Raw genomic sequence first — 23997 nt, 5'->3', positions numbered from 1 at the left:
GATGAAGCCACCAACAATAGACTTTTATATTATTGCCACAATAAATGAGCAAGAAAAACACATTAAAGTGGCACAACTAGAAACTACCGACGGCGTGCCTTATTATGCTTGTTTTATTGGCGAAACCGAAATTACACAGTTAAGAAAAGAAACCTATGGGAAATGGGAGCAGCTCTGGGGCAATTTGGACAATAAAACAATTCAATTTATAGGCTTACAAATAATGGAAAAGACAACACCACCTTAAATATTTAATTGGTTAATATTAATTAATCTCCTCTAGCATTTGGTTAGTACCCGTCATGGTCAAAATTTCTTCTTCTTCTTGTTTATGATTTAGAATAATTTTTATAAGATTGATTATTTTTTCTTTACCATATACCTTAGCCTGCGCCAACAAAGAAATATAGGCCGTAATTTGATATTGCTGTACTTGTTGCACGCCTACAATTAAACCCGCATCACGAATAAAAGTATTTCTAGGGGTAATATCTATAATATCATAGCATTCATCAATCAATACTTCAAAATCTCGATGTTCGGCCGGAGTTATTTTTGCCTCCATAATTTCAACGATATCTTCTAACCTGCGAAGATGTACTGCTCCATCTTTCTGAAATTTTTGAAGGGTTTTTAAAAAATCTTCGCAACCTATGGCCAATTGTAAAATGGGCAATATGGCCAACCATTGCTGTTCGGCAGTATAAACTAACATTAAACTAGCTGTTATTTCCTCTTTTAAATCCTCTTTGTTAGGTATTTTACCTGTGAGCGTGTTAGATTGCGATATTTTTATCATAACTAACCGTTTAAAAATCAAAGAATAACCATCTTATTACCTGATGGTTTACAATACTAATATACGAAAGATATTGGTTTTACAAATACAACTTAAACGTTAAGCACACTACCCAAAAACATTTATTTTGTTTTATTGATTTTTTTTATCCGCTAACGTTAAAAAATGGTGAAACACGAAGAATTTATTTAGGCATTTACAACCTCCGTCAAATGCTCGGAGAGCTGCAACAATTGTAAAGGTTTTTCTCCCCAACTTGGCAAAGTTACCGGCTGCTCTAAATCAATTTGTGCAATATAGGCCAGAGCTTGCTGTAAGTTCATTTCAATGTGGGCAATAGCTGTGGCTTGCAAATAGACTCGTCCCTGTTTTTGGGCACCTGCAAAAGTGGCAATAAGCACATTAAACTGATAATTTAGCAACTGTATGCGATTAATGCGTTGCCAATTAATTTTTTTATGAAACGGTTCTCTAGCTGCTGCTGCTATGGCTTCGCTCAATGCAGAAAGTTGCTGATGGCTTAATTTTCTGGCCAATCTTGTTTGGTGAATAGTATCTAAATCGTGAGGCCTTAATCTAACCACCGCTTGGAAATAGCTCAAGTTGGCTTTAATTACTTCTGTCATTAGATGGCTCAATCGGGGAGCATTCCATATAGGAAATACGAAAGTGGCCCCAAAACACAACAGCACGCCGATAACAGTAAACACGGCCCGGTCTGACACCAATTTCCATAAGTTACCATCATAAACATTTAAACTTAAAATTACGGCAACGGTAATGCAAAGGGCGCTAATACTATAAGCCACTCTATTAAAAGCAAAAAAGCCAAACAAGCCAAGCACACTAACAGCTAATTGCAAAGGAATAGCCGCATACTGACTAAGAAACCACCCTACCAACAACCCTACAGCGGTACCTCCTATGCGTTCTGCATTGCGTTTCATTGTTTGTGTGTAACTAGGCCTACTTACAATTACCATGGTTAAAAGCAACCAATAGCTGTAATGCTCTTCCGTTTGCCAAGTAATTAATAGCATGGCTACCAAGCATAAAGCAGATAAACGTAACGCAAAGCGAAAAATAGGCGAATTTAAAGAAAAATGGCTTTTTAGGGCCTTTGTTTGTACTGGTGTAAGCGTCAAAAAATCACGGTAGCGAGCTGTATTTATATTTACCTGATGGTTAACATTAGGCTGATGAATAGCAATAATCAAAACATAAATTTCATCAATATTAGCTAAAATCTGTTTAAGCAAGGTGCTTTTATTTTCTTCGAGCACAACTATTTTTTGGCTTAATGCCATACGCAACTCTTCAAATTGAGCTACAAATAATTGATGATTTGGTTTATCCAACAAATCCGCAAATAATTCGATACTTTGTTGAATAAGTAACAGCACCCCTGTATTTTCAAATTGCTTGCGTAAATACGGATAATCGTAGTGCACAGCACTTACTTGCTCGTACAAATCTATCAGGTTAATAGATTTTTCTAAAAAAACTGCACTTTTAGCATCCAGTTGCTTTATCGTCTTACGATCGCTTAACAACAAATGCCTTATTAACTCGTGGTGGTTAGCTAATTTTAAATGCAAGCGCATATTACGTTGGTTAAAACCCAACAAACTTATTTCTGGATTATAGCCCTGCGACCTCAACCTTAACAGTGCGGCTGTTTCTCGTTTAGCTTGACCAACTGCCCTGTGTAAAGAACGATACGGAAAAACAGAAATTTGCGCCAAACTAATTAGGGAGTACCAAACACCGCCCCAAAAGATATAGTTGCCATAAAGCAGCGGATCTGCGGGTTTTAAACCGATAGTAAAAGTAGCCAGAACAATCGCCATTAGACCTATACCGGCCATACGCTGCCCCATTACTGCACCCATAGTAAAAAGAAAAGTGAGCAACACTACAACAACAATCATTAACAGCGGAACAACTGTGCTCCAAGCAGTTAAAACTGCCACAAGAGTAAAAACAAGCACACTAATCCAAGCTGCCTTAAATTTATCACTACGGTTGCCGGGCAAATCGGTCATACAAATCATTAATGCCCCAATACCAATGCCTATGCCCGTTGTTGGCCAACCTAAATAAAAAAAAACCATAAAAGGCAATACCACGGCAACAGTGTTGCGTAAAGCATCTACGGTATGTTCGCTTTTTAATACTGCAAAAATAGTTAGCAAAAAATACTGGAATTTACCTTTCATTTACAGCGGTAAAAATAGGTAAATTGTTTAAAACAAGTATTCATTTATCAAACGCCAACTTCTCCCTAAAAAATAGCGTTAAAAAAATAGCCGATATATTCTATCGGCTATTTTATAAGTTAGATTATTGAAAGTTAACTTTCAAAATGGTACAAGAAGAAAACATCGCCTACAAAAGCGGGTTTTGGCTGATCTTTTATTTCTAATACTACCTCAATACATACTTTGCTAATTCCTCTTAAATTTAAAATAGACTTTAGTTTGGTTTTTAAACGCACTTCGCTATCTACAACCACCGCCTGACCAAATTTAAAGCTTTCTATTCCATAATTGATTTCCATTTTAAGGTTACCAATAGTAGCAATCTGTTGCCATAAATAAGGAATCAAAGAAAGTGTAAGATAACCATGGGCAATTGTTTTTTTAAACGGGCTATCTGTTGCTGCCTTTTTTACGTCGGTATGTATCCATTGGTGGTCTAAAGTAGCATCTGCAAACTTGTTAATTTGGTCTTGCGTAATCTGGTACCATCCAGAAACACCTACTTCATTTCCCAAGTAAGCCGCAAATTCATCGTGGCTGTTAATTTTAACCATAATATATTGTTGTTTTTATAGTAATCCTTTAATATTGGCCGGAGAGTAATTAACAGACTTTAAAGTTTTGTCATCTCCCTTACGGTACACTAGGTACAAACCTTCCACTTCTCTAAAATAAGCCTCTACATTATCTTTTTGTTTGTAATGTGCAATGGTTTGCTCGGCCTCTGTTATGGTTTTACAAGCTTTGCTCATATTAGAACGGTGCACTTCATCAAACAGGGTTTTAAACTTGTTGCCCAAGCCAAATTCTAAAACTGCACCTGCTAAAACGTATTGCAAATCGCATAGCGCATCTGCAACTTCAACCAAATCGTTATTTTCTACTGCTTCTTGTAGCTCTTTTAACTCTTCAGCAATTAAATCAATTCTTAGCTGGCTTCTGTTTTTCGGAGGAATTGAAGCCTCTGTTATAATTGGATGTTTAAAAGTCTGATGAAATTCTGCTACTTGACTTAACGCACTTAAATCTTCCATAAAATGTGTTTACGAATGCTAAGTTTTAACAATTTAAGTTCAATAACAAATTTTGTTATCAACAAGTGCATTAACTTTAATCGCCTTAAATATAAATTACTGTCAGACATACAATTCTACATATAGTAGTGATATTTTATTAAATTTGCTACTGATTAACATTAAACCAAAACGTTGAAAAAAAAATCAACTGCATTTACACGTCGTATTTTCGCCAAAACTTATAATTACAGAAAAACTTTCTATCTGTTATATCTTTTGTGCTTTTTTATGTTAAATACAGGATGTAAAAACGAACAAGAAACTACAAATTCTTCTGGCAAAATATCTCCTTTAAAATTCAAAAAGATCGATAGCATATACCTATCGGGAGATATAAACGAAACAAATAAGGAATTAGATAATGTTAAAAGAAATATCAGCAATGCAGATATAGAAGATTTAACCTATTATTATTACTATAAAGGGCAGGTGTCGTATAAAGATACCGTATTAGCAAATAAATACGCCGATAGTGCATTAAGCTTATACCAAGATGTAGCTATACAAAAAAAACACAAAATTGGTTATGCAAAAGCCTTAATGCTCAAAAACGATATTTATATAACGTTTAGAAAATATGATGAAGCATTAGAAGCTTTTTTTAAGATAAAATCTTTACTGAAAAAAGAGGGCAATACAATACTTTACGCCTCCTATATGTCTAAGATAGCTCAATTATATTACCTAAAAGGACATTTTAAGCAGGCTGCTCAGTATAATTACGATACTTACAAAATACTTATTAACGTACAAGAAACGCCCGTTAATGTCCAAAATGTTTTTCACCTTAAACAGGGAGCTTTAAACAATGCAGGTTTTTCTTACGAACGAACTGGAATATTAGACAGTGCTATTTTCTTTTATCAAAAAGGCTTAGCTTACATAGCATCAGAAACAACTAAACAACTAATACCTACCATACAATTAGAAGCTTCTAAACTTGTTTTTTTAGACAATCTGGGCGGTGTAATGCTAAGTAAAGGAGATTTTGTATTGGCTAAAAAATACCTAGAGGAAAGCATTGCATGCAATAACTATCAAGAACACAAAAGTAAAGGCACAGCATATCTTAAATTAGCCAAGGTATATATCCAGTTAAAACAATTCGATAAAGCAGAACCTTTATTAGCAACAGCCGAAAAAGTAAATAATGACTATATAACTGATATATATGAAATAAAACCTAGATTACTTAAAGCAAAAAGCGAGCTTTATCTTGCCAAAAAAGACTATAAACAAGCTTTTTTATACCTCAATGAGCATAACAGAACTTTAGATAGCATCCGCAATGCTGTTAATAAACTTTCTAAAACAGACCTTACGCTTAAATTCGAAAGTATGCAGGATAAGCAAGACCTGCAACTTCTCGCAAAAGCAAACGAAAATAAAACCATCTACCTTGTTTGCATTGGCATTTTTGTTTTTATGCTTATTCCAATTATACTACTGATAAATAAAAATGCCAGACAGGCCGTTAAATCAAAAGAGGCTACACAAAAACACAGCGAAGAATTGGAAAAGGCAATGTCACACTTAGAAGCCCGAAATAAGGATTACGCCAAGATGATGAAGGTAATGGCTCACGACTTAAAAAATCCGTTGGGTGGTATGGTAGGCATTAGCAATTTATTGTTAGAAGAAGACCGTTTCTCTAAGGATGATAAAGAAATGCTACAACTTATTTCTAATTCTGGCGAAAATGCCATCGAGATGATTAATGAACTTCTTAACTCGGGCTTAGCCATAGAAAATGAAGTACTTACCAAAACATCTATAAACATTCAGCAATTGCTTAGGCAATGCACCGAACTTTTACAGTATAAAGCCAGCGAAAAGCAACAAAAGATAATCATGATTAGTGGCGGCCCCGTAACCATCTCCATCAGTAGGGAAAAAATATGGCGAGTACTCAATAACCTTATTGTAAACGCCATCAAATTTAGTCCGCCAAAAACAGAAATTACCGTGGTACTACAGCGCCTTGCCAATAGTATATGTATAAAAATAGTAGATCAGGGCATTGGCGTACCGCAGGCCGATAAACAAAAAATATTTGAAATGTTTACCAGTGCCAAAAGACCTGGTACAGCTGGCGAACAACCCTTCGGCATTGGCCTTTCTATTAGTAAACAAATTATAGAAAGCCACAAGGGCAAAATTTGGCTAGAAGACAATCCAAACGGCGGCACTATTTTTTATATAGAGCTGCCTTTAACTTAATTAAACCGCAACAACTACCAATTCAGTAATTTAGAAGCTGTTTAAATTTAAATGGCAATAAATACTTGGGCTGGTGAGGACACCCGCCTATAGCGAACTGCTAGCACCAAACTTACCTGTAAAATATTTATATCATTTTTAAACAGTTTTCTAATGTATTAAACATCAAACTTATCCAACAATTTTAAAAGCGTTGCAAAATCTTTTGGATAGGGTGCTGCTACAAGAATGTCTTTCCCATCTAACCCCTTAAAAGTGATTTGTTTGGCATGTAACGCAAAACGTTTCATAATTGGTTGCTCTTCTTCATCTGTTAAGCGATAGCCCCTTTTTATTGAAGAAAGAAAAACAGGTTTTCCTCGGTACATTGTATCGCCACAAATAGCCGCACGTTGCGAAGCCAGATGAATACGAATTTGGTGCATACGACCAGTAATTGGCCTACATTCTACCAAAGTGTAATGCTTATAATACTTTAAGGAAGTAAAAAAAGTTTCGGCTCTTTTTCCTTCTTGCCTATCGATAGTTACATTTTTATTTCCATCGTTAAGGATAGGCAAATCTACAAACAGGTTATCAAATTGAAACTGTCCGCCAAGCACAGCATGGTAAATTTTGTTTACCTTACGTTTTTCGAACTGCATAGATAAATTTCGGTAAGCTTCCGGGTTTTTAGCAATTACAATGGCACCCGAAGTTTCCTTGTCTAACCTATGGCATATCTGGGCATCATCAGTGTATTGCCTCGCCAAGCGCAAAATATTGATTTCGCCAGCGCCAGCTGCACCACGCTCATCTAGCGAAGCTATAAAAGGAGGTTTGTTTACCACGATATAATCATCGTTCTCAAAAAGTATAAGATCTTTAAAGTTTGGATATTTCAATTTTAAAAGGAGTTTAAAGCCGTAAAAATACAAATAGATTTTAAGATTTTTATTGCGGTGATATTGGTTAAATATATAAATTAGTTATAGGCTTAAATAGTTAACTATTTAACATAGCAACCTCTTTGTTAAAACCTACTAAGCGAGAACTTTAACAAGTTAGCATCGAATTAGAAGTAGTTATAAGGATCTTTTTAAAGATAGCACTAAAATTAAGTAAATTAAATACGTTAATTTGTATTGTTTGTTTTAACACAATTTAACAGATAGTTTTTTACATTTTTTTCATCTTTATAGCATGTTTAAAGAAATTAAAAATAGATATTTCAGGTATTTAATCATCTTTATATATTTCATCATTTTATTCTTTTGTGCCCTGCAAATCAATTTTTTAGGTTTATTCGGGTACTCTCCTTCTTATGCCGACATTAAAAGTCCATCGCAAAGGGTTGGCTCAGAATTATACACCTCTGATGGGAAATTAATTGGTCGGTATTTTAAAGAGAACCGTACACCGGTAGCGTTTAAAGACATTTCTAAAAACGTAGTAAATGCGCTAATTGCTACCGAAGATATACGTTTTTACAAACACAACGGAATAGATGCACAAGCCTTGGGCAGAGCCATAGTGGGCATGGGCAAAGAAGGCGGAGCCAGCACCATTACACAGCAATTGGCAAAAAACTTGTACAGAACACGTTATAACAAATCGTCGGGTTTGGCTAAAAAAATACCTTTGGTTAGAACTATTATTCCCAAGCTTAAAGAATGGATGACCGCCATTAAATTAGAAGCCAACTATGAAAAAGACGAAATCCTAACCATGTACCTCAATACGGTTTCATTTGGCAATAACACTTACGGAATAAAAACTGCTGCACGTATTTATTTCAACAAAGAAGCCAATCAGCTCAACGTGCCTCAATCGGCATTGTTAGTAGGCATGCTAAAGGCAACCACCTCGTACAACCCTATTAAAAACCCCGAAAAATCTTTAGAACGCCGCAATGTAGTACTCTCCCAAATGAGTAAGTACAACTACCTCAGCAAAGAAGAATTAACAAAGTTTAAAACCGTACCTCTGGGCATTGAACTTGGCAATGAAGAGGAAAGTAGCGATGGCGATTCGTACCTAAGGGCAGCCGTAGATAAGTACTTAGAAAAATGGTGCGAAGAAAATAATTACGATCTGTATGAAGATGGCTTAAAAATATACACCACCATAGATTCGAAACTGCAAGGCTATGCAGAAGAGGCCGTAAAAGATCAAATGCGAATTTTACAACGCAGGTTTTATAGCGTATGGGGCAACGAAGATCCGTGGGAAGATAGCGAGCGCAAGAAAGTAGATTATCCCGATAGGGCAAAAAAATCACTACCCATTTACACGTTATTACAAAAGAAATTCCCTAACCAACCCGATTCTGTAGAAGCCTATTTCAACAAGAAAAAGAGAATGAAGATTTTCTCTTACAAAGGCGACAGAGATACTTTATTCTCTACTATGGATTCTATTCGCTATTACGGAAAAATCTTAAACACCGGAATGATGACCTTAGAGCCCAAAAGTGGAAAAATTAAAGTTTGGGTAGGCGGCATTGATCATAAATTCTTTAAATACGACCACGTAAACCAGGCAAAACGCCAAGCAGGTTCTACATTTAAACCCTTTGCTTATTTGGCAGCGTTAGAAAGTGGTATGAGCCCATGCGATAAATATACCGACAAACCCGTTCGTATTGCTTACCAAGACAAAGGAGAAACCAAGTATTGGGAACCTAAAAATGCCGATTGGAACTACAGCTACCAAGAAATGTCGCTGCGTTGGGCAATGGGCCGTTCTGTAAATACCATTACCGCACAAATAACTGAAACCGTAGGCTGGGACAATGTGGTTAAATGGGCGCACCAATGCGGTATCGATAGTCATTTAGAATCTGTTCCATCGGTAAGTTTAGGTTCTAATGATGTTACGGTTTACGAAATGGTAAAATCTTATGGCACTTTTTTAAACGAAGGCAACAAAGTTGACCCCATATTGGTAGAGAAAATAACCGATAGAAACGACAACCTTATTGAAGAATTTACAGCCAAGTTTAAGCGTGTGCTTAGCGAAGAAATTGCTTGGTTAATGTTATACATGTTTAGGGGCAGCATAGAAGAGCCAAGAGGTACATCGCAAGCCCTATGGGAATGGGATTTATTTAAAAAGAACAACCAAATTGGCGGCAAAACCGGAACATCATCAGACTATGTAGATGCTTGGTACATGGGCATTACCAAAGACTTAGTTACCGGCGTTTGGGTAGGTTGCGATGAACGCACAGCGCACTTCAAAAACGGCGAGCAAGGCGAAGGCTCCAGAACCGCCCTCCCTATTTTTGCAAAATTTATGGAGAAAGTTTATAAAGACCCGCTTACTGGCTATACTTATGGGCCTTTCCCCAAAGCAAAAGCAGAAATAACACGCAGCTATAACTGCCCTACCCCTCGCCCACCGGTTGATACCGTAGCTACAGACTCTGTAAGTATAGACTCTTTAGACTTAGATATACCTATACCAGAAATTACCGAGCCTATTAAAATTGAACCAAGTACCAAGATAGACGAGAAAAAAACAACTGTAGAAACGCAACCAAAACAAGACAATACTGCTACTGTTCCGCTTACCAGAAAAGAAGAAAGAGAACTGAAAAGAAAACAGAAAAAAGAACAAAAAGAGAAAGAGAAAAACCAAAATAACAATTAACCTTCTCTTTTAAATTTATATGCTTACAATGCCATAGCTTTAAAATTATTCGGATATGAACAATTTTCTAAAAAAAACCACTTTAGTTTTATCATTTGCACTGTTATGCTTTTACACCTCAAAAGCACAGTATTTCGGGCAAAACAAGGTTCGATATAAAAACGAGAAATTTAAAGTACTAGAAACCCCACATTTCGACATCTACTATTATTTAAAAAATGATAAGGTAGTGAAGAAATTTGCGCAAGACGCAGAAACGTGGTATAAAATGCATCAAGAGGTTTTTAGAGATACGTTCTTTAAAAAAAATCCGATTATTCTTTACAATAACCACCCCGATTTTCAGCAAACCACGGCTTTACAGGGCGAAATTGGTGTTGGAACAGGTGGTGTTACCGAGGCGTTTAAAAATAGGGTAATTATGCCCGTAATGGAGTTGGGCAGCCAAACTAGGCACGTTTTAGGGCACGAGTTAGTTCACGCTTTCCAATACCATATCTTATTAGAAAAAGATTCTATTCCTTTAGAAAACATTGGCCAAACACCACTATGGATGATAGAAGGAATGGCCGAATACCTGTCTGTGGGCAAAAAAGACGCTTTCACTTCAATGTGGATGCGTGATGCCCTACTCAACAGAGATATTCCCTCGTTAAAAGATTTAACCAATTCTAACAAATACTTCCCATACCGTTATGGCCAAGCCTTCTGGACTTTCGTGGGTTCGCTATATGGAGATACAACTATTGTTCCGCTATTTAAGGCAACAGCCAAGTTTGGTTACGAGAATGGTATCAGATATACATTTGGCTACGATGACCGAACCTTATCTGGTTTATGGAAAAATGCCATAGAACAGCACTATAGACCAATGTTAAAGGCAGATAGTTCGCAGATTAAAATCTCGGGAGCTAAAATTATCGACAACAAAAATGCAGGAAACATGAACGTTGCCCCTGCAATTAGTCCCGATGGAAAATACCTTGCCTTCCTTTCTGAAAAAGACCTGTTCGGCATCGATCTGTTCTTGGCAGATGCTAAAACAGGAAAGATCATTAGAAAGCTAAGCAGCCAAGTCTCCAGCTCTCATATAGACGATTTTAATTTCCTAGAATCTGCCGGAACTTGGTCGCCAGACAGCAAAAAATTCGCTTTTAGTATTTTTAGTAAAGGCCGAAACAAGTTACTGATCATAGACATTGCTAATGGTAATACACTATTAAATACCGGCATGGAAAAGGTAGAGCAGTTTGGTAACCTAACTTGGTCGCCAAATGGCAAAGACATTGCTTTTTCTGGAATGGTAGAAGGACAAAGCGATATTTTCTCTTATAACTTAGACACCAAAAAAGTAACGCAAATTACCGATGACGAATATTCTGACTATGCACCTAACTATTCGCCCGATGGTAAAAAAATAGTGTTCTCTTCAGATAGAGCAGCCATACAAGCTGGCAATTTTGCTGCAGTAAACCCTATCAACCTTACTATTTTTGATATTGAAACTAAAGCGTTGAGCAATATTCCTGTTTTTGTAGGAGCAAATAATTTGAACGCACAATTTTCTGGAGATAGCAAACGTATTTTCTTCCTATCTAACAGAGACGGCTTTAGAAACTTATACGAATACAACCTAGAAAACAAAGGCGTAAAACAACTTACAGACTATTTTACGGGCATTAGCGGCATTACCGAATTTTCTCCAGCAATTACCGTTGCTAGAAACGACGACATTATTTACAGTTATTACCGTTATCAACGTTACACCCTTTACAACTCAGCCTACAGTAATTTTAGAGCCAAAGAAGTTAACGCTAATGAGGTAAATTTCAATGCAGCTATTTTACCCCCAAAAGAAACCGTGGGCGTAAATATTGTAAACTCTAATCTTGGTAATTTTGAAAGATTCGAAAGAACACATACAGATTCTTTACGAAACATTCCGTACCGCCCTAAGTTTCGCTTAGATTATTTAGCAAACAGCGGAGGCATAGGCGTAAGCACCAGCCGTTTTGGTACAGGCATGCAAGGTGGCGTAATGGGAATGTTCAGCGATATTTTGGGTTATAACCAAATTGTAGCCAACTTAGCTATTAACGGCGAAATTTACGATTTTGGGGGCATGGTAGGCTACGTTAACCAGTCAAGCCGCATCAACTGGGGAGGCAGCGTTTCACACATCCCCTATATTACTGGCTTTATGTCGCAGAGCAGGAAAACTGTCGAAAATGTAAACTACGAAGTGATTAGCACCAACATCTTGCGCACTTTTGAAGATCAAATACAACTATTTGGCGCCCACCCTTTCAATAAAGCCCACCGATTTGAAGTAGGAGGTGCTGTTTCCAGATACAGCTATCGCTTAGATCGATTTAACAATTATTATGGTGAAAACTTTACTTATTTTGCTGGCTCAGACCGAGAAAAAGTAAGCAAAGATGAAGCGACCAATATCCTAGGTATGCCTTTAAAAGGCTTTAGTATTTTCCAGTCTAACGCTTATTTTGTTGGCGATAATTCTATTTTTGGTGTTACCGCTCCATTAGATGGGTTTAGGTATAGAGTGGGTGCCGAGAAATATTTTGGCGATTATAATTTTACTGCCATAGCTATCGATGCAAGAAAATATTTTCGATTAAAACCTGTAACTATTGCCTTACGCTCTTATAACTATATGCGTTTAGGTAGAGACGGAGAAAACCTTTACCCGCTTTATGCTGGTTACAGTTATCTAATTAGAGGATATGAGCCTAATTCCTTCTACAATAATCAAAATTTAAACACAAGTACATTCGATATCAATCAATTATCGGGCAGCAAGCTAGCCGTGTTTAATTTTGAACTAAGACTACCTTTTACAGGCCCTAAAAAGTTGGCACAAATACCATCTAACTTCTTGTTCACCGATTTAAACTTGTTCTTTGATGCCGGCGTAGCTTGGACAGAAGACACCAAAGTAGTATTTAAGAGCCAACCCGATCCAAACAAAATAGGCAACTATCCAAATGGCCAGCCATATTTTATAGAACGTGTGCCCGCTTTAAGCGCAGGTATATCTATTAGGGTAAATTTATTTGGAGCAATGATTTTAGAACCTTATTACGCCTTCCCTTTTACTCGTAAAGATGTTAAGGGTGGCGTATTTGGGCTAACCTTTGCACCTGGATGGTAAAATTGATAAAGTATAAAGTAAAAAGGACTAGCACAACCAAAAATTAGCGCTAGTCCTTTTTTATAAAAATTTCTTCATCAACCTTAACTTCTTAAGGTGTAAAAAATAGCCTTAAAAAAATAAATGAATTTAAAATTACTACTTAAACCGCAAAAGGCAATAACGATTGGTTATTGATCTTTTGATGGATGTGTATATTTTCAAAATCCAAACCAATAGTCAAGTCAATCCAATCTGGATTACAAGCACGTACCAACCTTTCCTTTTGAGCTCTCGTAAACCTACTTACGGTTTTAAACCTGCCCAAAGCCTGTTCTTCTGTTCTAAATTCTTCGAAATAAACCAAACGGCTTAGCTGTTGCGCACTATCAAAAAATAGATTTGGCATCTTTTTATAGAAATCCAAGGTTTTCATTAAATCAGCACTCATGCCAACATGTAAAGTAGTACGATTTCTGTCGGTAACGATATAAACTATTTTTTTCATGCCACAACAATTAAGGTTAAAACTAATTATATTAGATATTATTTGTCTGTTAAAATAATAATTACTAATTTTATTGGCACAATAATACTAACTATTTTAGTAAAAACAAATTTATTTTAAAATTATTTTGTATGTCTAATATCTCAGCCAACCTTAAATACCTTAGAAAGAAAAAAGGATTAACACAGCAACAATTTGCTGATAACATGGAAATTAAGCGATCTTTAATAGGTGCCTACGAAGAAGACCGGGCAGAACCAAAATACGATTTACTAAAAAAAATAGCAGAATATTTCGAACTAACAATTGACGAGTTCATCAACGAAAAAATAAACGACAACTGGAAACCCAAGCCCAAAAGCCAGGGCTCTAACTTACGTGTACTGAGCATATCTGTTGACAAAGACGATAACGAAAACATTGAATTAGTACCTGTTAAAGCTAGTGCAGGCTATTTGAATGGCTTTTCCGATCCGCAATACATTCAAGACTTACCAAAATTTCAGCTACCAATACCCTCTTTAAAGCAAGGCACCTACAGGGCTTTCGAAATTAAAGGCGACTCAATGCTGCCAATTCAATCTGGTAGTATTATTATAGGTGAATATTTAGAGAATTGGAACGATATTAAAATTGGTGATACCTACGTGATTATCAGTAAAAACGAAGGTGTGGTTTATAAACGGGCCGGCAACAAGTTTAAGGAAGAAAGAGAATTAAAATTGATTTCGGACAACAAGGTGTACGACCCTTATTCGGTTCCGGCAGAAGACATTTTGGAAATATGGAAAGCAAAAGCATACCTTTCTACGGCTTTGCCAGAACCTACGCCAGAACCAACCATCGAAACCCTGTCTAACATGATGGCACAAATGCAAAAGTCAATTTCTCAACTAAACAAAAATTAATAGTTTTACCATAGCAAACTTTAAACAAAAACTCCTTTAAAAGCCAATTTTATTGTAAACATTAACTAAAACAGCCAAAAACAAACCTAAGGCAACCACAAACAATGCAACAGAAATTAAACAACTTCTTAGCTATTTCTTTGTGCTTTCAGCTTTATGCTTTCGGCTTAATAAACTATCTTTGCAGCAATTATGAGCGACAATAGGTACAACCAACGTGGCGTGTCGGCATCTAAAGAAGATGTTCATGCGGCCATTAAAAATATCGACAAAGGAATTTTCCCTAAAGCATTTTGTAAAATCATTCCCGACATATTGGGCAACGACCCAGATTTTTGCAATATTATGCATGCCGATGGCGCTGGCACCAAATCGTCGTTAGCCTATACGTATTGGAAAGAAACCGGAGATTTATCTGTATGGAAAGGCATTGCGCAAGACGCAATCATCATGAACATTGACGATTTAATTTGCGTAGGAGCCACAGACCAAATCTTGTTATCATCTACCATTGGGCGCAATAAAAACTTAGTGCCCGGCGAAGTTATTGCCGCCATTATTAACGGCACCGAAGAAATTTTAGCAGAACTGAGAGCCTTAGGCATCTCTATCTACTCAACCGGTGGCGAAACTGCCGATGTGGGCGATTTGGTACGCACCATTATCGTAGATAGTACCGTTACCTGCCGCATGAAACGCAGCGAGGTAATTAGCAACGATAACATTAAAGCAGGCAATGTGGTAGTTGGTTTAGCATCGTATGGCAAAGCTACTTACGAAACCGAATATAATGGCGGCATGGGTTCAAACGGCTTAACGTCTGCCCGTCACGATGTTTTTGAAAAAGCCATTGCCAACAAATATCCAGAAAGTTTTGACCCTGGCGTGCCATTTGATTTGGTATTTTCTGGCGGCAAACAATTAACTGATCTAGTTCAGATTAGTGATACCGAAAGCATTACAGCGGGCAAATTGGTATTATCGCCAACCCGTACTTACGCACCAGTTATCAAACAAATTTTAGATAAATATCGTAGCCAAATTGATGGCATAGTACATTGCAGTGGTGGTGCACAAACAAAAGTACTACACTTCGTTAACGATGATGTGCATGTAATTAAAGACAATTTATTCCCAATTCCTCCCCTATTTAAACTAATACAAGAGCAATCTGGTACCGACTGGAAAGAAATGTACAAAGTGTTTAATATGGGACACCGTATGGAGCTGTATGTACCTGCAGAAATTGCAGAAGATATCATTGCTATTTCGAAAAGCTTTAACATTGATGCACAAATTATTGGTCGTGTAGAGAGTGGTATAAAACAAGTAACCATTAATAGCGAGTTTGGCCACTTCACTTATCAATAAAATTGACAAAAAACACTAAAACTTATCGAGTAGTTATTATTGTACCTGCTCGATAAGGTAAGTTTTTCCATTAAAACTAAATTGCTCGCCAATGACTTTACCTAACAGTAATTTACCAATGGGCGAAGCAGCAGAGATTGCGAAATAAGTTTTGCCTTCTAACTGTAATTGCCCTGCACTTATGCTGATATAGAAATTACCATTATTGGTAATTACCAAGCTTCCACTTCTCACTTTTTCGGCTTCTACAACATCGACCAGCCCTAACAAAACAGCTTTTTGTTGCTGCGCATCAGCTAATAATTGTTTGTTGCGGTTAATGTCTTGCTGCGCCATTTCCCTACCCGTTTCAAACTTATCGCCTGCACTGCTTTTGGTGTCATCACTACTGGCTTCTTGCGCTTGCTGTAAAGCTTCGTTAGCAGTATTAACTCGCTGCTCAATAAAAGCTAAGCAAAGCTGATATAATTGACTTTTCAAGATTAACTGCTATTTTTTTAGAAAATTAAACTATTAAAATGCTTCAGAGTTACCAATTTCCAAAGCCCATCTTATTCCGATAGTACTTCTCACTCCTTTAAAGCTCCCACCTTTGGTCTTTGGTCTTTGTTCCTTGCTCTTTGCTCCTTGGTCTTTGGTCTTTGTTCTTTACTCTTTCACCTCTATACTATTCTCCCATCCATTTCACTTTATCGGCCATTGGTGTACGATTTGCCAACCTTGGCTCCTCACTATGTTTGCCCATGTAGAACAAACCGTAGCATTTTTCATTTTCGGCCAAACCTAAAAAACTATCTAAATGCGCTATTAAAGGCGGCGAACTCCAATAAGCCCCAACATTTAAAGATTCGGCAGTTAAGGCCATATTTTGTACTGCACAAGCAACCGCAGCAATTTCTTCCCAATTGGGCACCTTATCTTCGTGAAATTGGATATTTATCGCTATAACCGTATCAGCTTGAGCTGTTTTTTGAGCAAAACTATCGTGCTTTTTCTGCAAAAACTTCTCGGCAGGAGTTTGTTCTTTATAAATTCTACCCATCTCGGCAGCTAATTTTGCTTTTGCATTTTTTCTAATTACGGTAAAACGCCAAGGCTGAGTTAATTTATGTGTAGGTGCGTAATTAGCACTTTCTAAAATTTGCTCAACAATATTAGTAGGGATTTCTTCTTGCGTGTAGCTTTCAGGAAAAACACTTCTTCTATTTTTTATAATTTCCGATAGGATTTCTGCTTTAGTACTCATGGCTCAAAAGTAAGGTTTAATTATAGCTTTAATGCGATGTACTTGTAAAATTGATAAATGTGATAATGGCCAAACGTAAGATGTGGTTAAACGAGCTTTCGCTAAGAATAGCCTTAACCTTATCTAACCTATCTATTTTAAAGACCGGCAAGGCAAAAGCAATTCGTTTTAGCACTTTAGCAGCTATTTGTGAAGCCCTAAATTGCCAACCAGGCGATATTTTAGCATACGCTGAAGAATAGCTAAACTTTAAGTTGTTTCCTAATTTGTTTCACTTTTGCAAAAAAGGCAATACTTTCCTTATCTGCCAAGTAATTCATGGTTTGCACCAACTCGTCTTTTACCCATTGGTGTTTAACACAAAAATTAGCCAAAATATTTAAACAGTGCGATTTAATTGCCACAGGCACATTATCGTCAATTAACCAAGCAAAAGTAGTTTCTACTAATTTTTCAGTATCGTATTCGTTCAAAATCTTTTTTATCTCTTGCGGTGCGTTCTTTTTGGTAAGCAAAGCCAATATTTTACCAAAATGCCTACGTGCAGATAGATTGTTTTGAAGGGAGAAGCTATCCAGAAAACAAGTTGTAAACGGTACAAAACCATGAGGGTTATCGACATAAATATTTTCTAAAATCCAAGCGGCCCTAAAACCAATTTGTTCTTCCGGATGAAAAGTAATCGCTATAATAGTCGCTATAGCATTAGGCTCTTTCGCTACATTTTGGGCCAATAGCACTACGTTGTTTTTTGACAAAGTAGTCTTAAGATTTTTCAAAAGCTGTTCTTCCATGATTAAACCAAAAATAATGCTTTCTATGTAAAAGCCCATTATGGTACACCAATTTGATGTTTATACCAAAAAGCAAGTTTCGGATTTTAAAACTACTTTACTCTTGCCATATTTGTATAATTTTAAAGCTTATGAATACGCAAGAGGAATTGAATTACGAACGGATTGCCAAGGCCATCGACTATATTAAAACAAATTTTAAAAGCCAGCCCAATTTAGATGAGGTGGCCGAAAAGGTGAACTTAAGTTCGTTTCATTTTCAGCGCTTATTTACCGAATGGGCCGGCACAAGCCCTAAAAAGTTTTTGCAATACATTAGTATAAACCATGCTAAAAGATTACTGCAAACCCCACAGGCCAATTTGTTTGAGGTTGCTTTTGAAACAGGACTGTCGGGAACGAGCAGGCTGCATGATTTATTTGTAAATATTGAAGGTATGACGCCTGCCGAATATAAAAACGGTGGTAGCGAACTCCTGATCAATTACAGTTTCAACAACACCACTTTCGGTGCTGTGTTAACGGCTTCTACCAGCAAGGGGCTATGCTACATGGCTTTTTACAAAGATAAAACCCTTGCTTTAACGGTACTGCAAGCAAAATTCCCTAATGCCACCTATGTAGAAAAATTAGATGTGATACAACAAAATGCGCTGTTCATTTTCCAAAACGATTGGACTAAACTAACAGACATTAAGCTACACTTAAAAGGCACCAATTTTCAGTTAAAAGTTTGGGAAGCCTTACTAAAAATCCCAATGGGCAAGCTTGCTACCTATGGCCAACTGGCCACCCAAATAGGTAATAAAAACGCTTCTAGAGCAGTTGGCACCGCTATTGGCAGCAACCCGATTGCCTTTTTAATTCCTTGCCACAGGGTGATACAAAATACTGGAAATTTTGGCGGCTACCTATGGGGAAACACCCGAAAAACTGCGATTATTGGATGGGAGCAGGCTTTTATAAACGAACAAAAGTAAGGCCCATGAACTTGTTTGACCATAATCCTGCTAATGCAAATCTTCTTCCCAAAGATGGAACTGTAAATTATTACGGTACCATTTTCAACAAAACTGAAGCCGATTTTTATTACGAAAGCCTGTTGAATAACATTCATTGGGAAAACGACCAAGCTGTGATCTTCGGAAAACTAATTATTACCAAACGAAAAGTAGCTTGGTACGCAGAAAAGCCTTTTAAATACACCTACTCTAACATCACCAAAACAGCCCTACCGTGGACTAAAGAGCTATTGGCCTTAAAACAAAAAGCAGAAGCACTTTCTGGCGAAACCTTTAATTCTTGCTTATTAAACTTGTACCACAACGGCGACGAAGGTATGGCTTGGCACAGCGATGCCGAAAAAGATTTAAAGAAAAATGGAGCAATAGCCTCTTTAAGCTTTGGTGCAGTAAGAAAGTTTGCCTTTAAGCACAAAGTAGCTAAAACTACCGTTTCGCTTTTACTAGCACATGGCAGCCTATTAATCATGAAAGATACCACACAAACACATTGGCTGCACCACTTACCTCCTACCAAGTTGGTTGCTAAGCCCAGAATAAATTTAACTTTTAGAACTATCGTGAGCTAAGGAAGAATACCTCATTACCTCGCCATAAAACCTATCCGTGCTTTTTCTGTTTGTTCATTTTAGCTTTTTCGCCACTACTATAGTTAGTTGTTTTGGCATTGCTATCTTTTTTAGGCTTAAAAGCAGCATTTCTAAAAACTTCTTCCGCTGCTTTTGCAAGTTCCAATTCCTTAGCGTGCTTACTTTTCTGTTTAGTAGTTTTGTTGCCGCTCTCTTCTATCAATAAATCTTCTGGCAATGCGGCTTCCTCTATTTTCTGTCCTAAGGCCTGTTCTATTTTCCTCAATTCTGGCAATTCTAAATCAGTAACGAAATTTAGGGATACCAAATCCACTTCTTCAGTTTTAATTACCCTGTTAATGTAACGCATCCTATCTTCAGGCAACTCAAAATGAAAGATAAAAGGAATACCACTTAAAGTTGTTTCTTCAAAATTCTCATTGGCCACAATAAGCACCCTAGCCTTGTCATTAATACTAAAAGCTGCTAAGCTTTCAAAGCCTGCCTCGTCAAAAAACAACGGTTTATAAACAAAAACATCGTCAGCTTTGCCATTAAACAAATCTTTTGATAAGGTTTGTGCAGTTAAACGGGTATTTACAAAAACTACTGCCTTATCAAATACTTCGGTATCTTTTAAAAGCAGGTTTAGCAAATTAAGCTTAGTACGAAAATTTGGCACATGATAAACCAACTGAGGAAAAGTTGCTACCTCGGTTTCTAATAATTCGTCTATTTCTATAACGGCTGGTGTCAACATAAAATCTTCAATCATGTACTCCAGCTTTTGGTGCATTACCTCGGTAAAAACCAAATGTTGGCACTTTTGAATACTTCTTGCTAACTCGTTAATGGGCAATTGCAACCATTGCTTTACCAAATCTGCGGCATCGTCCAAAATCATCATTTGAATTTTATTGGTGTTTAGGCCCAGCTTCAAATAAATTGCCCTAGCCCTCGATGGAATGGCAACCACGATGTCAACTCCATCCGTTAAATCTTCGACCTGTTCATCAATAGGCGTATCGGCATGGATCCCCACAATTCTAAAGGTATCGTTTCTGTTCAGCTTGGCAAAACAGTCTAATACCTCCAGCACTTTTTCTTTAGTTGGCACTAAAATCAATGCTCTTGGTGCATCGCCGCCGCCCGTTTTTAAGCGCATTAAAGTAGCCAACACATAAGTGGTGGTTTTACCACTTCCCTCCGGACCAATGGCAATAACATCCTGCCCGCCCAAAATTCTAGACATGGTTCTTAATTGTACTTCTTTGGGCGACAAATAACCCAATGCACTCATGGCCGAAACCAAGGGCTTACTTAATTTTAACTGCTCTAACGACACGCTTTCTTTTTTTATGGAAGCCACAAATTTAAAGAAATAAAAAAGAATAGGTTAATTTTAAAATCTTTGTAGCGTTTTATAACTACAAAACGTATAGAGAGTAGAAATTAGTAAAAAACAGGGATATTTTAATCGCGTACCCTAAACGTACCAAGAAGCTAACAGAAGGAAAATGCCAGACAACGAGAGCCTAATAGAGCTCATTGCTTCTTGCAAGAAAGGCAACTTACGCCAACAAGAATTGCTATATAAACAGTTCTATGGCTACGCTTTGGGTATTTGTATCCGTTATTTAGGGAACCGAGAAGATGCCTTAGAAGCCGCTAACGATAGCTTTATTAAAGTTTTTAAATCGATAGACAGCTTTAACCAAGAAAACGATTTTAAGCCTTGGTTTCGAAAAATATTGGTAAACACTTCCCTCGATTACAAAAGACGGTCGATGCGATTTAGCGAAGCCATAGAACTAACCGATACTATTCCGCAAAGCATCCATACATCGGTCATAGATAAAATAAGTGCACAGGATATTTTAGACCTCATGAAAAGCTTAAATGAAATGCAGCGAATGGTCTTCAACTTATATGAAATTGACGGCTACTCGCACAAAGAAATAGGAAGCCTGCTAAACATCCCCGAAAGTTCATCGAGAACTTACTTAACCAGGGCCAAGCAAGCTTTACAACAATTATTAACCACCCACTCCATCTATAAAAGATAAAGTAATGAAAACGAGTGACGAAGAATTAAAAGAACAGATCAGCGCTGTTTTTGAAGACTACGACGATGGTCTTGGAGAACAAGGCTGGGCCGAGTTACGAAAAAAATATCCGGCAAAGGAAACTAAAAAACTACCAATTTGGTGGTTAAGCGGTATTGCTGCGTCCCTACTTTTGGTTGCTGGTTTATATTTCAGCAATGCTTTCGATAAAGACACCGAAAAAGTAATTTTAAGGGCTGCAACAGCTCAAAAAGAGCATATACTGCCAGAAGAGCCTAAACAGTCTAATCAAGAAAATGCAACTATCACCGAATTAGATACCATTACCGCTGCCATACATTCGCATTCAGCAAAAAATAAAAGCGTTAAACAAGAGAGCGCCGTAAATAAAATTCCGCCTTATATTGCTCAAACTACTACTGCTGCCGCTATTAATACAAGTTCAACAAAAGAAATAAACTCGGCTGTTTCAAACTCAACCATAGCACCCACAACGGCATCGGTTATAGCCGAAAATAACAATTCGGTAATTGCCGCAAGCAACAACGAGGCTAAAGTAATCGCCAATAACGAAATAAACAACGGGGCTGTGGTAGTGGAGCAACCTTCAATACCAAAATTATCTACAGAAGAATTTTTGAAGGAAGAAAGTAGGCTACTGGCCAATAGTACCAATAAAGACACCAAGAAAAACGGCACCTCGAAAACTACATTAGATGTATTTACAGGCACTTTCTTTAATTATTACGACGATAATGAAGCAAAATTAAGTGCCGGAATAGGTTTAAATGCCAACGTAAAAGTGACTAAAAATCTTATCTTAAGCTTTGGAGCCGGAATTAGCCAAAACAAAGTAAGCTTCGAAAATAACGTACCGGCTCAAATTTCGAGCGCTATGACTTCTTCAAAAAACAACGCTTTAAGTGCCCCTTCCAATAGCTTCGCTTATTCTGCTACGGCCACTAACGACTTAAGTTTTAATGGAAGCATGTGGAGTATCGATTTGCCAATGGTAATTAAACTTTACCCTACCAACAAACAAGATTTCTATATTTCTACAGGAGTTAATTCGAGCACTTACCTCTCTCAGAAATACACTTACAACTATAGTTTAAGCAACTTTGCGGTACAAAACGGTACAGCGCAGCCCCAACAGCAAACAGAACACAGCGGCTTAAAAGGATTTGATTTTGCCAACAGTGCCATTATAGCCATCGGCATTAATCAAAACATTGGTAAAAACATCTTAATTTTTGAACCTTATTACAAGCCTGCCCTAAATGCCATGGGCGATAAAAATTTAAGAATCAGCTCTGCCGGCCTTAACCTTAAATTTAATTTTAACGGCAATGGTAAAAAATAAGAAAGTTTCCAGTGGCCTAACGAAAGACGAAGAACGATCAACAACCCCCTCCTTACTCTTTGCTCCTTGTTCTTAACTCCTTGCTCCTAATTACTGGAGCTGCATTGTTTTTGTAAAATCATTTTATTTAATGCCAACTAATTTTCATTCCAACGATAACCGTCTTTTTCTAGCCCAGCTAAATCAATAACCCTATCTATTACGGTCTGTACTACTTCTTCTATTGTTTTTGGCAAGCTGTAAAACGATGGTATTGCCGGGCAAATGATACCACCGGCCTCGGTAATTAGCTTCATGTTATTTAAGTGGATTAAGCTGAAGGGAGTATCTCGTGCTACTACGATGAGCTTTCGGCGTTCTTTCAAAATTACGTCTGCAGCCCTAGAAATTAAGTCGTTAGAAATGCCGTGTGCAATACGCCCCAAAGTACCCATAGAGCAAGGCGCAATAATCATGGTATCGTATTTTGCCGACCCAGATGCAAAAGGTGCATTAAAGTCCATTTTTGCATAAAAATCAAAATGATAGTTGTTATAATCTTCGTTGCCCAGTTCGTAGCGCCAAACCTCTTTTGCATTATCAGACATTACAACGCCCACTTTATCTATTTGCTGGCCTAACGACTGTAAGTTATCTAATAAGCACTTGGCATAAATAGCGCCACTAGCACCCGTAACTGCAACAACAATCTTTTTTCTTTTTTGCATAGGCACAAAGATACAACCTGAAAAGCATACTCCACACAAAATAGCTTGCCATACCAAGCAACAAGAGGTTTTTTAAATTCAAAATTTTGTTTTTCAGCAAGAAATTTCAAATAATTCGACTATAAATCAACACACTACAACTTATCTTTATTTTTTATTTGCAGGTGTTTGTTCATGTTTCTATATTTGCACCTCCTTAACACGAAGTATTTACTTCAGCAGAAAGGAAGATTCCGTAGCTCAGCTGGTAGAGCATTACACTTTTAATGTAGTGGTCCTGGGTTCGAATCCCAGCGGGATCAC

The 23997-nt window shown here is 37.2% G+C and carries 22 protein-coding genes and 1 tRNA gene; 12 read left to right on the top strand and 11 right to left on the bottom strand.

Annotation, left to right across the window (positions count from 1 at the left end):
• Window position 1 precedes the first annotated feature (1 nt).
• On the top strand, window positions 2-247 hold the full coding sequence (locus B3I52_RS05535; protein ID WP_293299441.1) for a hypothetical protein: 246 nt from the start codon (window positions 2-4) through the stop codon (window positions 245-247).
• Between the two features lie 18 nt (window positions 248-265).
• Here B3I52_RS05535 and B3I52_RS05530 read toward each other — a convergent pair whose 3' ends face one another.
• The 4 genes from B3I52_RS05530 to B3I52_RS05515 form a co-directional block, all read right to left on the bottom strand.
• Window positions 266-799 (bottom strand): DUF892 family protein, encoded by a 534-nt coding sequence (locus B3I52_RS05530; protein WP_293299440.1) that lies wholly within the window; start codon window positions 797-799, stop codon window positions 266-268.
• 188 nt (window positions 800-987) lie between these two features.
• The gene (locus B3I52_RS05525; protein ID WP_293299439.1) at window positions 988-3018 is read right to left on the bottom strand and encodes an FUSC family protein; all 2031 of its coding nucleotides are present in this window, start codon (window positions 3016-3018) and stop codon (window positions 988-990) included.
• 134 nt (window positions 3019-3152) lie between these two features.
• Window positions 3153-3614 (bottom strand): MaoC family dehydratase, encoded by a 462-nt coding sequence (locus B3I52_RS05520; protein WP_293299438.1) that lies wholly within the window; start codon window positions 3612-3614, stop codon window positions 3153-3155.
• 15 nt (window positions 3615-3629) lie between these two features.
• Window positions 3630-4094 (bottom strand): nucleoside triphosphate pyrophosphohydrolase family protein, encoded by a 465-nt coding sequence (locus tag B3I52_RS05515; RefSeq protein ID WP_293299437.1) that lies wholly within the window; start codon window positions 4092-4094, stop codon window positions 3630-3632.
• Between the two features lie 174 nt (window positions 4095-4268).
• Here B3I52_RS05515 and B3I52_RS05510 point away from each other — a divergent pair, with 174 nt between their 5' ends.
• A complete protein-coding gene (locus tag B3I52_RS05510) occupies window positions 4269-6356 on the top strand; it encodes a tetratricopeptide repeat-containing sensor histidine kinase (protein ID WP_293299436.1) in 2088 nt (695 codons plus the stop codon).
• A 158-nt stretch (window positions 6357-6514) separates the two neighbouring features.
• Here B3I52_RS05510 and B3I52_RS05505 read toward each other — a convergent pair whose 3' ends face one another.
• Window positions 6515-7240, bottom strand: a complete 726-nt coding sequence (locus tag B3I52_RS05505) for an RluA family pseudouridine synthase (protein ID WP_293299435.1) — start codon at window positions 7238-7240, stop codon at window positions 6515-6517.
• A gap of 298 nt (window positions 7241-7538) precedes the next feature.
• Between B3I52_RS05505 and B3I52_RS05500 the strand changes: the two genes are divergently transcribed.
• The gene (locus B3I52_RS05500) at window positions 7539-9989 is read left to right on the top strand and encodes a penicillin-binding protein 1A (RefSeq protein WP_293299434.1); all 2451 of its coding nucleotides are present in this window, start codon (window positions 7539-7541) and stop codon (window positions 9987-9989) included.
• 55 nt (window positions 9990-10044) lie between these two features.
• On the top strand, window positions 10045-13161 hold the full coding sequence (locus tag B3I52_RS05495) for a basic secretory protein-like protein (RefSeq protein WP_293299433.1): 3117 nt from the start codon (window positions 10045-10047) through the stop codon (window positions 13159-13161).
• Between the two features lie 142 nt (window positions 13162-13303).
• On the opposite strand, the gene B3I52_RS05490 is transcribed toward B3I52_RS05495, so the two are convergent.
• Window positions 13304-13648, bottom strand: a complete 345-nt coding sequence (locus B3I52_RS05490) for a GIY-YIG nuclease family protein (RefSeq protein WP_293299432.1) — start codon at window positions 13646-13648, stop codon at window positions 13304-13306.
• 131 nt (window positions 13649-13779) lie between these two features.
• Here B3I52_RS05490 and B3I52_RS05485 point away from each other — a divergent pair, with 131 nt between their 5' ends.
• Both B3I52_RS05485 and B3I52_RS05480 read left to right on the top strand, forming a co-directional pair.
• Entirely contained in the window at window positions 13780-14556 is a 777-nt protein-coding gene (locus B3I52_RS05485; RefSeq protein WP_293299431.1) for an XRE family transcriptional regulator, read from the top strand.
• Window positions 14557-14748: 192 nt separating this feature from the next.
• Window positions 14749-15927: an AIR synthase related protein gene (locus B3I52_RS05480; protein ID WP_293299430.1), complete on the top strand. Its 1179-nt coding sequence runs from the start codon at window positions 14749-14751 to the stop codon at window positions 15925-15927.
• A gap of 36 nt (window positions 15928-15963) precedes the next feature.
• Here the strand turns inward: B3I52_RS05480 and B3I52_RS05475 are convergent, their stop codons facing one another.
• Window positions 15964-16407, bottom strand: a complete 444-nt coding sequence (locus B3I52_RS05475) for a 3-oxoacyl-ACP synthase (protein ID WP_349678673.1) — start codon at window positions 16405-16407, stop codon at window positions 15964-15966.
• Between the two features lie 187 nt (window positions 16408-16594).
• Complete coding sequence (locus tag B3I52_RS05470) at window positions 16595-17173, bottom strand: nitroreductase family protein (protein WP_293299429.1); 579 nt, start codon at window positions 17171-17173, stop codon at window positions 16595-16597.
• 65 nt (window positions 17174-17238) lie between these two features.
• Here B3I52_RS05470 and B3I52_RS05465 point away from each other — a divergent pair, with 65 nt between their 5' ends.
• A complete protein-coding gene (locus B3I52_RS05465) occupies window positions 17239-17415 on the top strand; it encodes a helix-turn-helix domain-containing protein (RefSeq protein ID WP_293299428.1) in 177 nt (58 codons plus the stop codon).
• Here the strand turns inward: B3I52_RS05465 and B3I52_RS05460 are convergent, their stop codons facing one another.
• A complete protein-coding gene (locus B3I52_RS05460) occupies window positions 17416-18006 on the bottom strand; it encodes a hypothetical protein (protein WP_293299427.1) in 591 nt (196 codons plus the stop codon).
• A 92-nt stretch (window positions 18007-18098) separates the two neighbouring features.
• Here B3I52_RS05460 and B3I52_RS05455 point away from each other — a divergent pair, with 92 nt between their 5' ends.
• Window positions 18099-18947 carry a bifunctional helix-turn-helix domain-containing protein/methylated-DNA--[protein]-cysteine S-methyltransferase gene (locus B3I52_RS05455; protein ID WP_293299426.1) on the top strand — a complete coding sequence of 283 codons (849 nt, stop codon included), beginning with the start codon at window positions 18099-18101 and terminating at the stop codon, window positions 18945-18947.
• A 5-nt stretch (window positions 18948-18952) separates the two neighbouring features.
• Complete coding sequence (locus B3I52_RS05450) at window positions 18953-19558, top strand: alpha-ketoglutarate-dependent dioxygenase AlkB family protein (RefSeq protein WP_293299425.1); 606 nt, start codon at window positions 18953-18955, stop codon at window positions 19556-19558.
• A gap of 31 nt (window positions 19559-19589) precedes the next feature.
• Here the strand turns inward: B3I52_RS05450 and B3I52_RS05445 are convergent, their stop codons facing one another.
• Window positions 19590-20927: a DEAD/DEAH box helicase gene (locus B3I52_RS05445; protein ID WP_293299424.1), complete on the bottom strand. Its 1338-nt coding sequence runs from the start codon at window positions 20925-20927 to the stop codon at window positions 19590-19592.
• Between the two features lie 148 nt (window positions 20928-21075).
• On the opposite strand from B3I52_RS05445, the gene B3I52_RS05440 reads away from it, so the two are divergent.
• Both B3I52_RS05440 and B3I52_RS05435 read left to right on the top strand, forming a co-directional pair.
• The gene (locus B3I52_RS05440; RefSeq protein ID WP_293299423.1) at window positions 21076-21624 is read left to right on the top strand and encodes an RNA polymerase sigma factor; all 549 of its coding nucleotides are present in this window, start codon (window positions 21076-21078) and stop codon (window positions 21622-21624) included.
• Window positions 21625-21628: 4 nt separating this feature from the next.
• Complete coding sequence (locus B3I52_RS05435) at window positions 21629-22987, top strand: hypothetical protein (protein WP_293299422.1); 1359 nt, start codon at window positions 21629-21631, stop codon at window positions 22985-22987.
• Between the two features lie 137 nt (window positions 22988-23124).
• Here the strand turns inward: B3I52_RS05435 and B3I52_RS05430 are convergent, their stop codons facing one another.
• The gene (locus B3I52_RS05430) at window positions 23125-23694 is read right to left on the bottom strand and encodes a UbiX family flavin prenyltransferase (RefSeq protein ID WP_293299421.1); all 570 of its coding nucleotides are present in this window, start codon (window positions 23692-23694) and stop codon (window positions 23125-23127) included.
• A 229-nt stretch (window positions 23695-23923) separates the two neighbouring features.
• Between B3I52_RS05430 and B3I52_RS05425 the strand changes: the two genes are divergently transcribed.
• Window positions 23924-23996: transfer RNA gene (locus tag B3I52_RS05425), tRNA-Lys, on the top strand.
• The last annotated feature ends 1 nt before the right edge of the window (window position 23997 follow it).

The organism is Pedobacter sp. UBA4863 (assembly GCF_002399615.1).
Taxonomy (GTDB): domain Bacteria; phylum Bacteroidota; class Bacteroidia; order Sphingobacteriales; family Sphingobacteriaceae; genus Pedobacter.
The sequence above is the reverse complement of the archived record's forward strand: the minus strand, read 5'-3'. Positions and strand labels throughout refer to the sequence as shown.

What these genes read in the sequence shown, in the direction of transcription:
- B3I52_RS05535 (WP_293299441.1), top strand. Translation starts at nt 2, where the DNA reads ATGAAGCCACCAACAATAGACTTTTATATTATTGCCACAATAAATGAG.
- B3I52_RS05530 (WP_293299440.1), bottom strand. Translation starts at nt 799, where the DNA reads ATGATAAAAATATCGCAATCTAACACGCTCACAGGTAAAATACCTAAC.
- B3I52_RS05525 (WP_293299439.1), bottom strand. Translation starts at nt 3,018, where the DNA reads ATGAAAGGTAAATTCCAGTATTTTTTGCTAACTATTTTTGCAGTATTA.
- B3I52_RS05520 (WP_293299438.1), bottom strand. Translation starts at nt 3,614, where the DNA reads ATGGTTAAAATTAACAGCCACGATGAATTTGCGGCTTACTTGGGAAAT.
- B3I52_RS05515 (WP_293299437.1), bottom strand. Translation starts at nt 4,094, where the DNA reads ATGGAAGATTTAAGTGCGTTAAGTCAAGTAGCAGAATTTCATCAGACT.
- B3I52_RS05500 (WP_293299434.1), top strand. Translation starts at nt 7,539, where the DNA reads ATGTTTAAAGAAATTAAAAATAGATATTTCAGGTATTTAATCATCTTT.
- B3I52_RS05495 (WP_293299433.1), top strand. Translation starts at nt 10,045, where the DNA reads ATGAACAATTTTCTAAAAAAAACCACTTTAGTTTTATCATTTGCACTG.
- B3I52_RS05490 (WP_293299432.1), bottom strand. Translation starts at nt 13,648, where the DNA reads ATGAAAAAAATAGTTTATATCGTTACCGACAGAAATCGTACTACTTTA.
- B3I52_RS05485 (WP_293299431.1), top strand. Translation starts at nt 13,780, where the DNA reads ATGTCTAATATCTCAGCCAACCTTAAATACCTTAGAAAGAAAAAAGGA.
- B3I52_RS05480 (WP_293299430.1), top strand. Translation starts at nt 14,749, where the DNA reads ATGAGCGACAATAGGTACAACCAACGTGGCGTGTCGGCATCTAAAGAA.
- B3I52_RS05470 (WP_293299429.1), bottom strand. Translation starts at nt 17,173, where the DNA reads ATGAGTACTAAAGCAGAAATCCTATCGGAAATTATAAAAAATAGAAGA.
- B3I52_RS05465 (WP_293299428.1), top strand. Translation starts at nt 17,239, where the DNA reads ATGGCCAAACGTAAGATGTGGTTAAACGAGCTTTCGCTAAGAATAGCC.
- B3I52_RS05460 (WP_293299427.1), bottom strand. Translation starts at nt 18,006, where the DNA reads ATGGGCTTTTACATAGAAAGCATTATTTTTGGTTTAATCATGGAAGAA.
- B3I52_RS05455 (WP_293299426.1), top strand. Translation starts at nt 18,099, where the DNA reads ATGAATACGCAAGAGGAATTGAATTACGAACGGATTGCCAAGGCCATC.
- B3I52_RS05450 (WP_293299425.1), top strand. Translation starts at nt 18,953, where the DNA reads ATGAACTTGTTTGACCATAATCCTGCTAATGCAAATCTTCTTCCCAAA.
- B3I52_RS05440 (WP_293299423.1), top strand. Translation starts at nt 21,076, where the DNA reads ATGCCAGACAACGAGAGCCTAATAGAGCTCATTGCTTCTTGCAAGAAA.
- B3I52_RS05435 (WP_293299422.1), top strand. Translation starts at nt 21,629, where the DNA reads ATGAAAACGAGTGACGAAGAATTAAAAGAACAGATCAGCGCTGTTTTT.
- B3I52_RS05430 (WP_293299421.1), bottom strand. Translation starts at nt 23,694, where the DNA reads ATGCAAAAAAGAAAAAAGATTGTTGTTGCAGTTACGGGTGCTAGTGGC.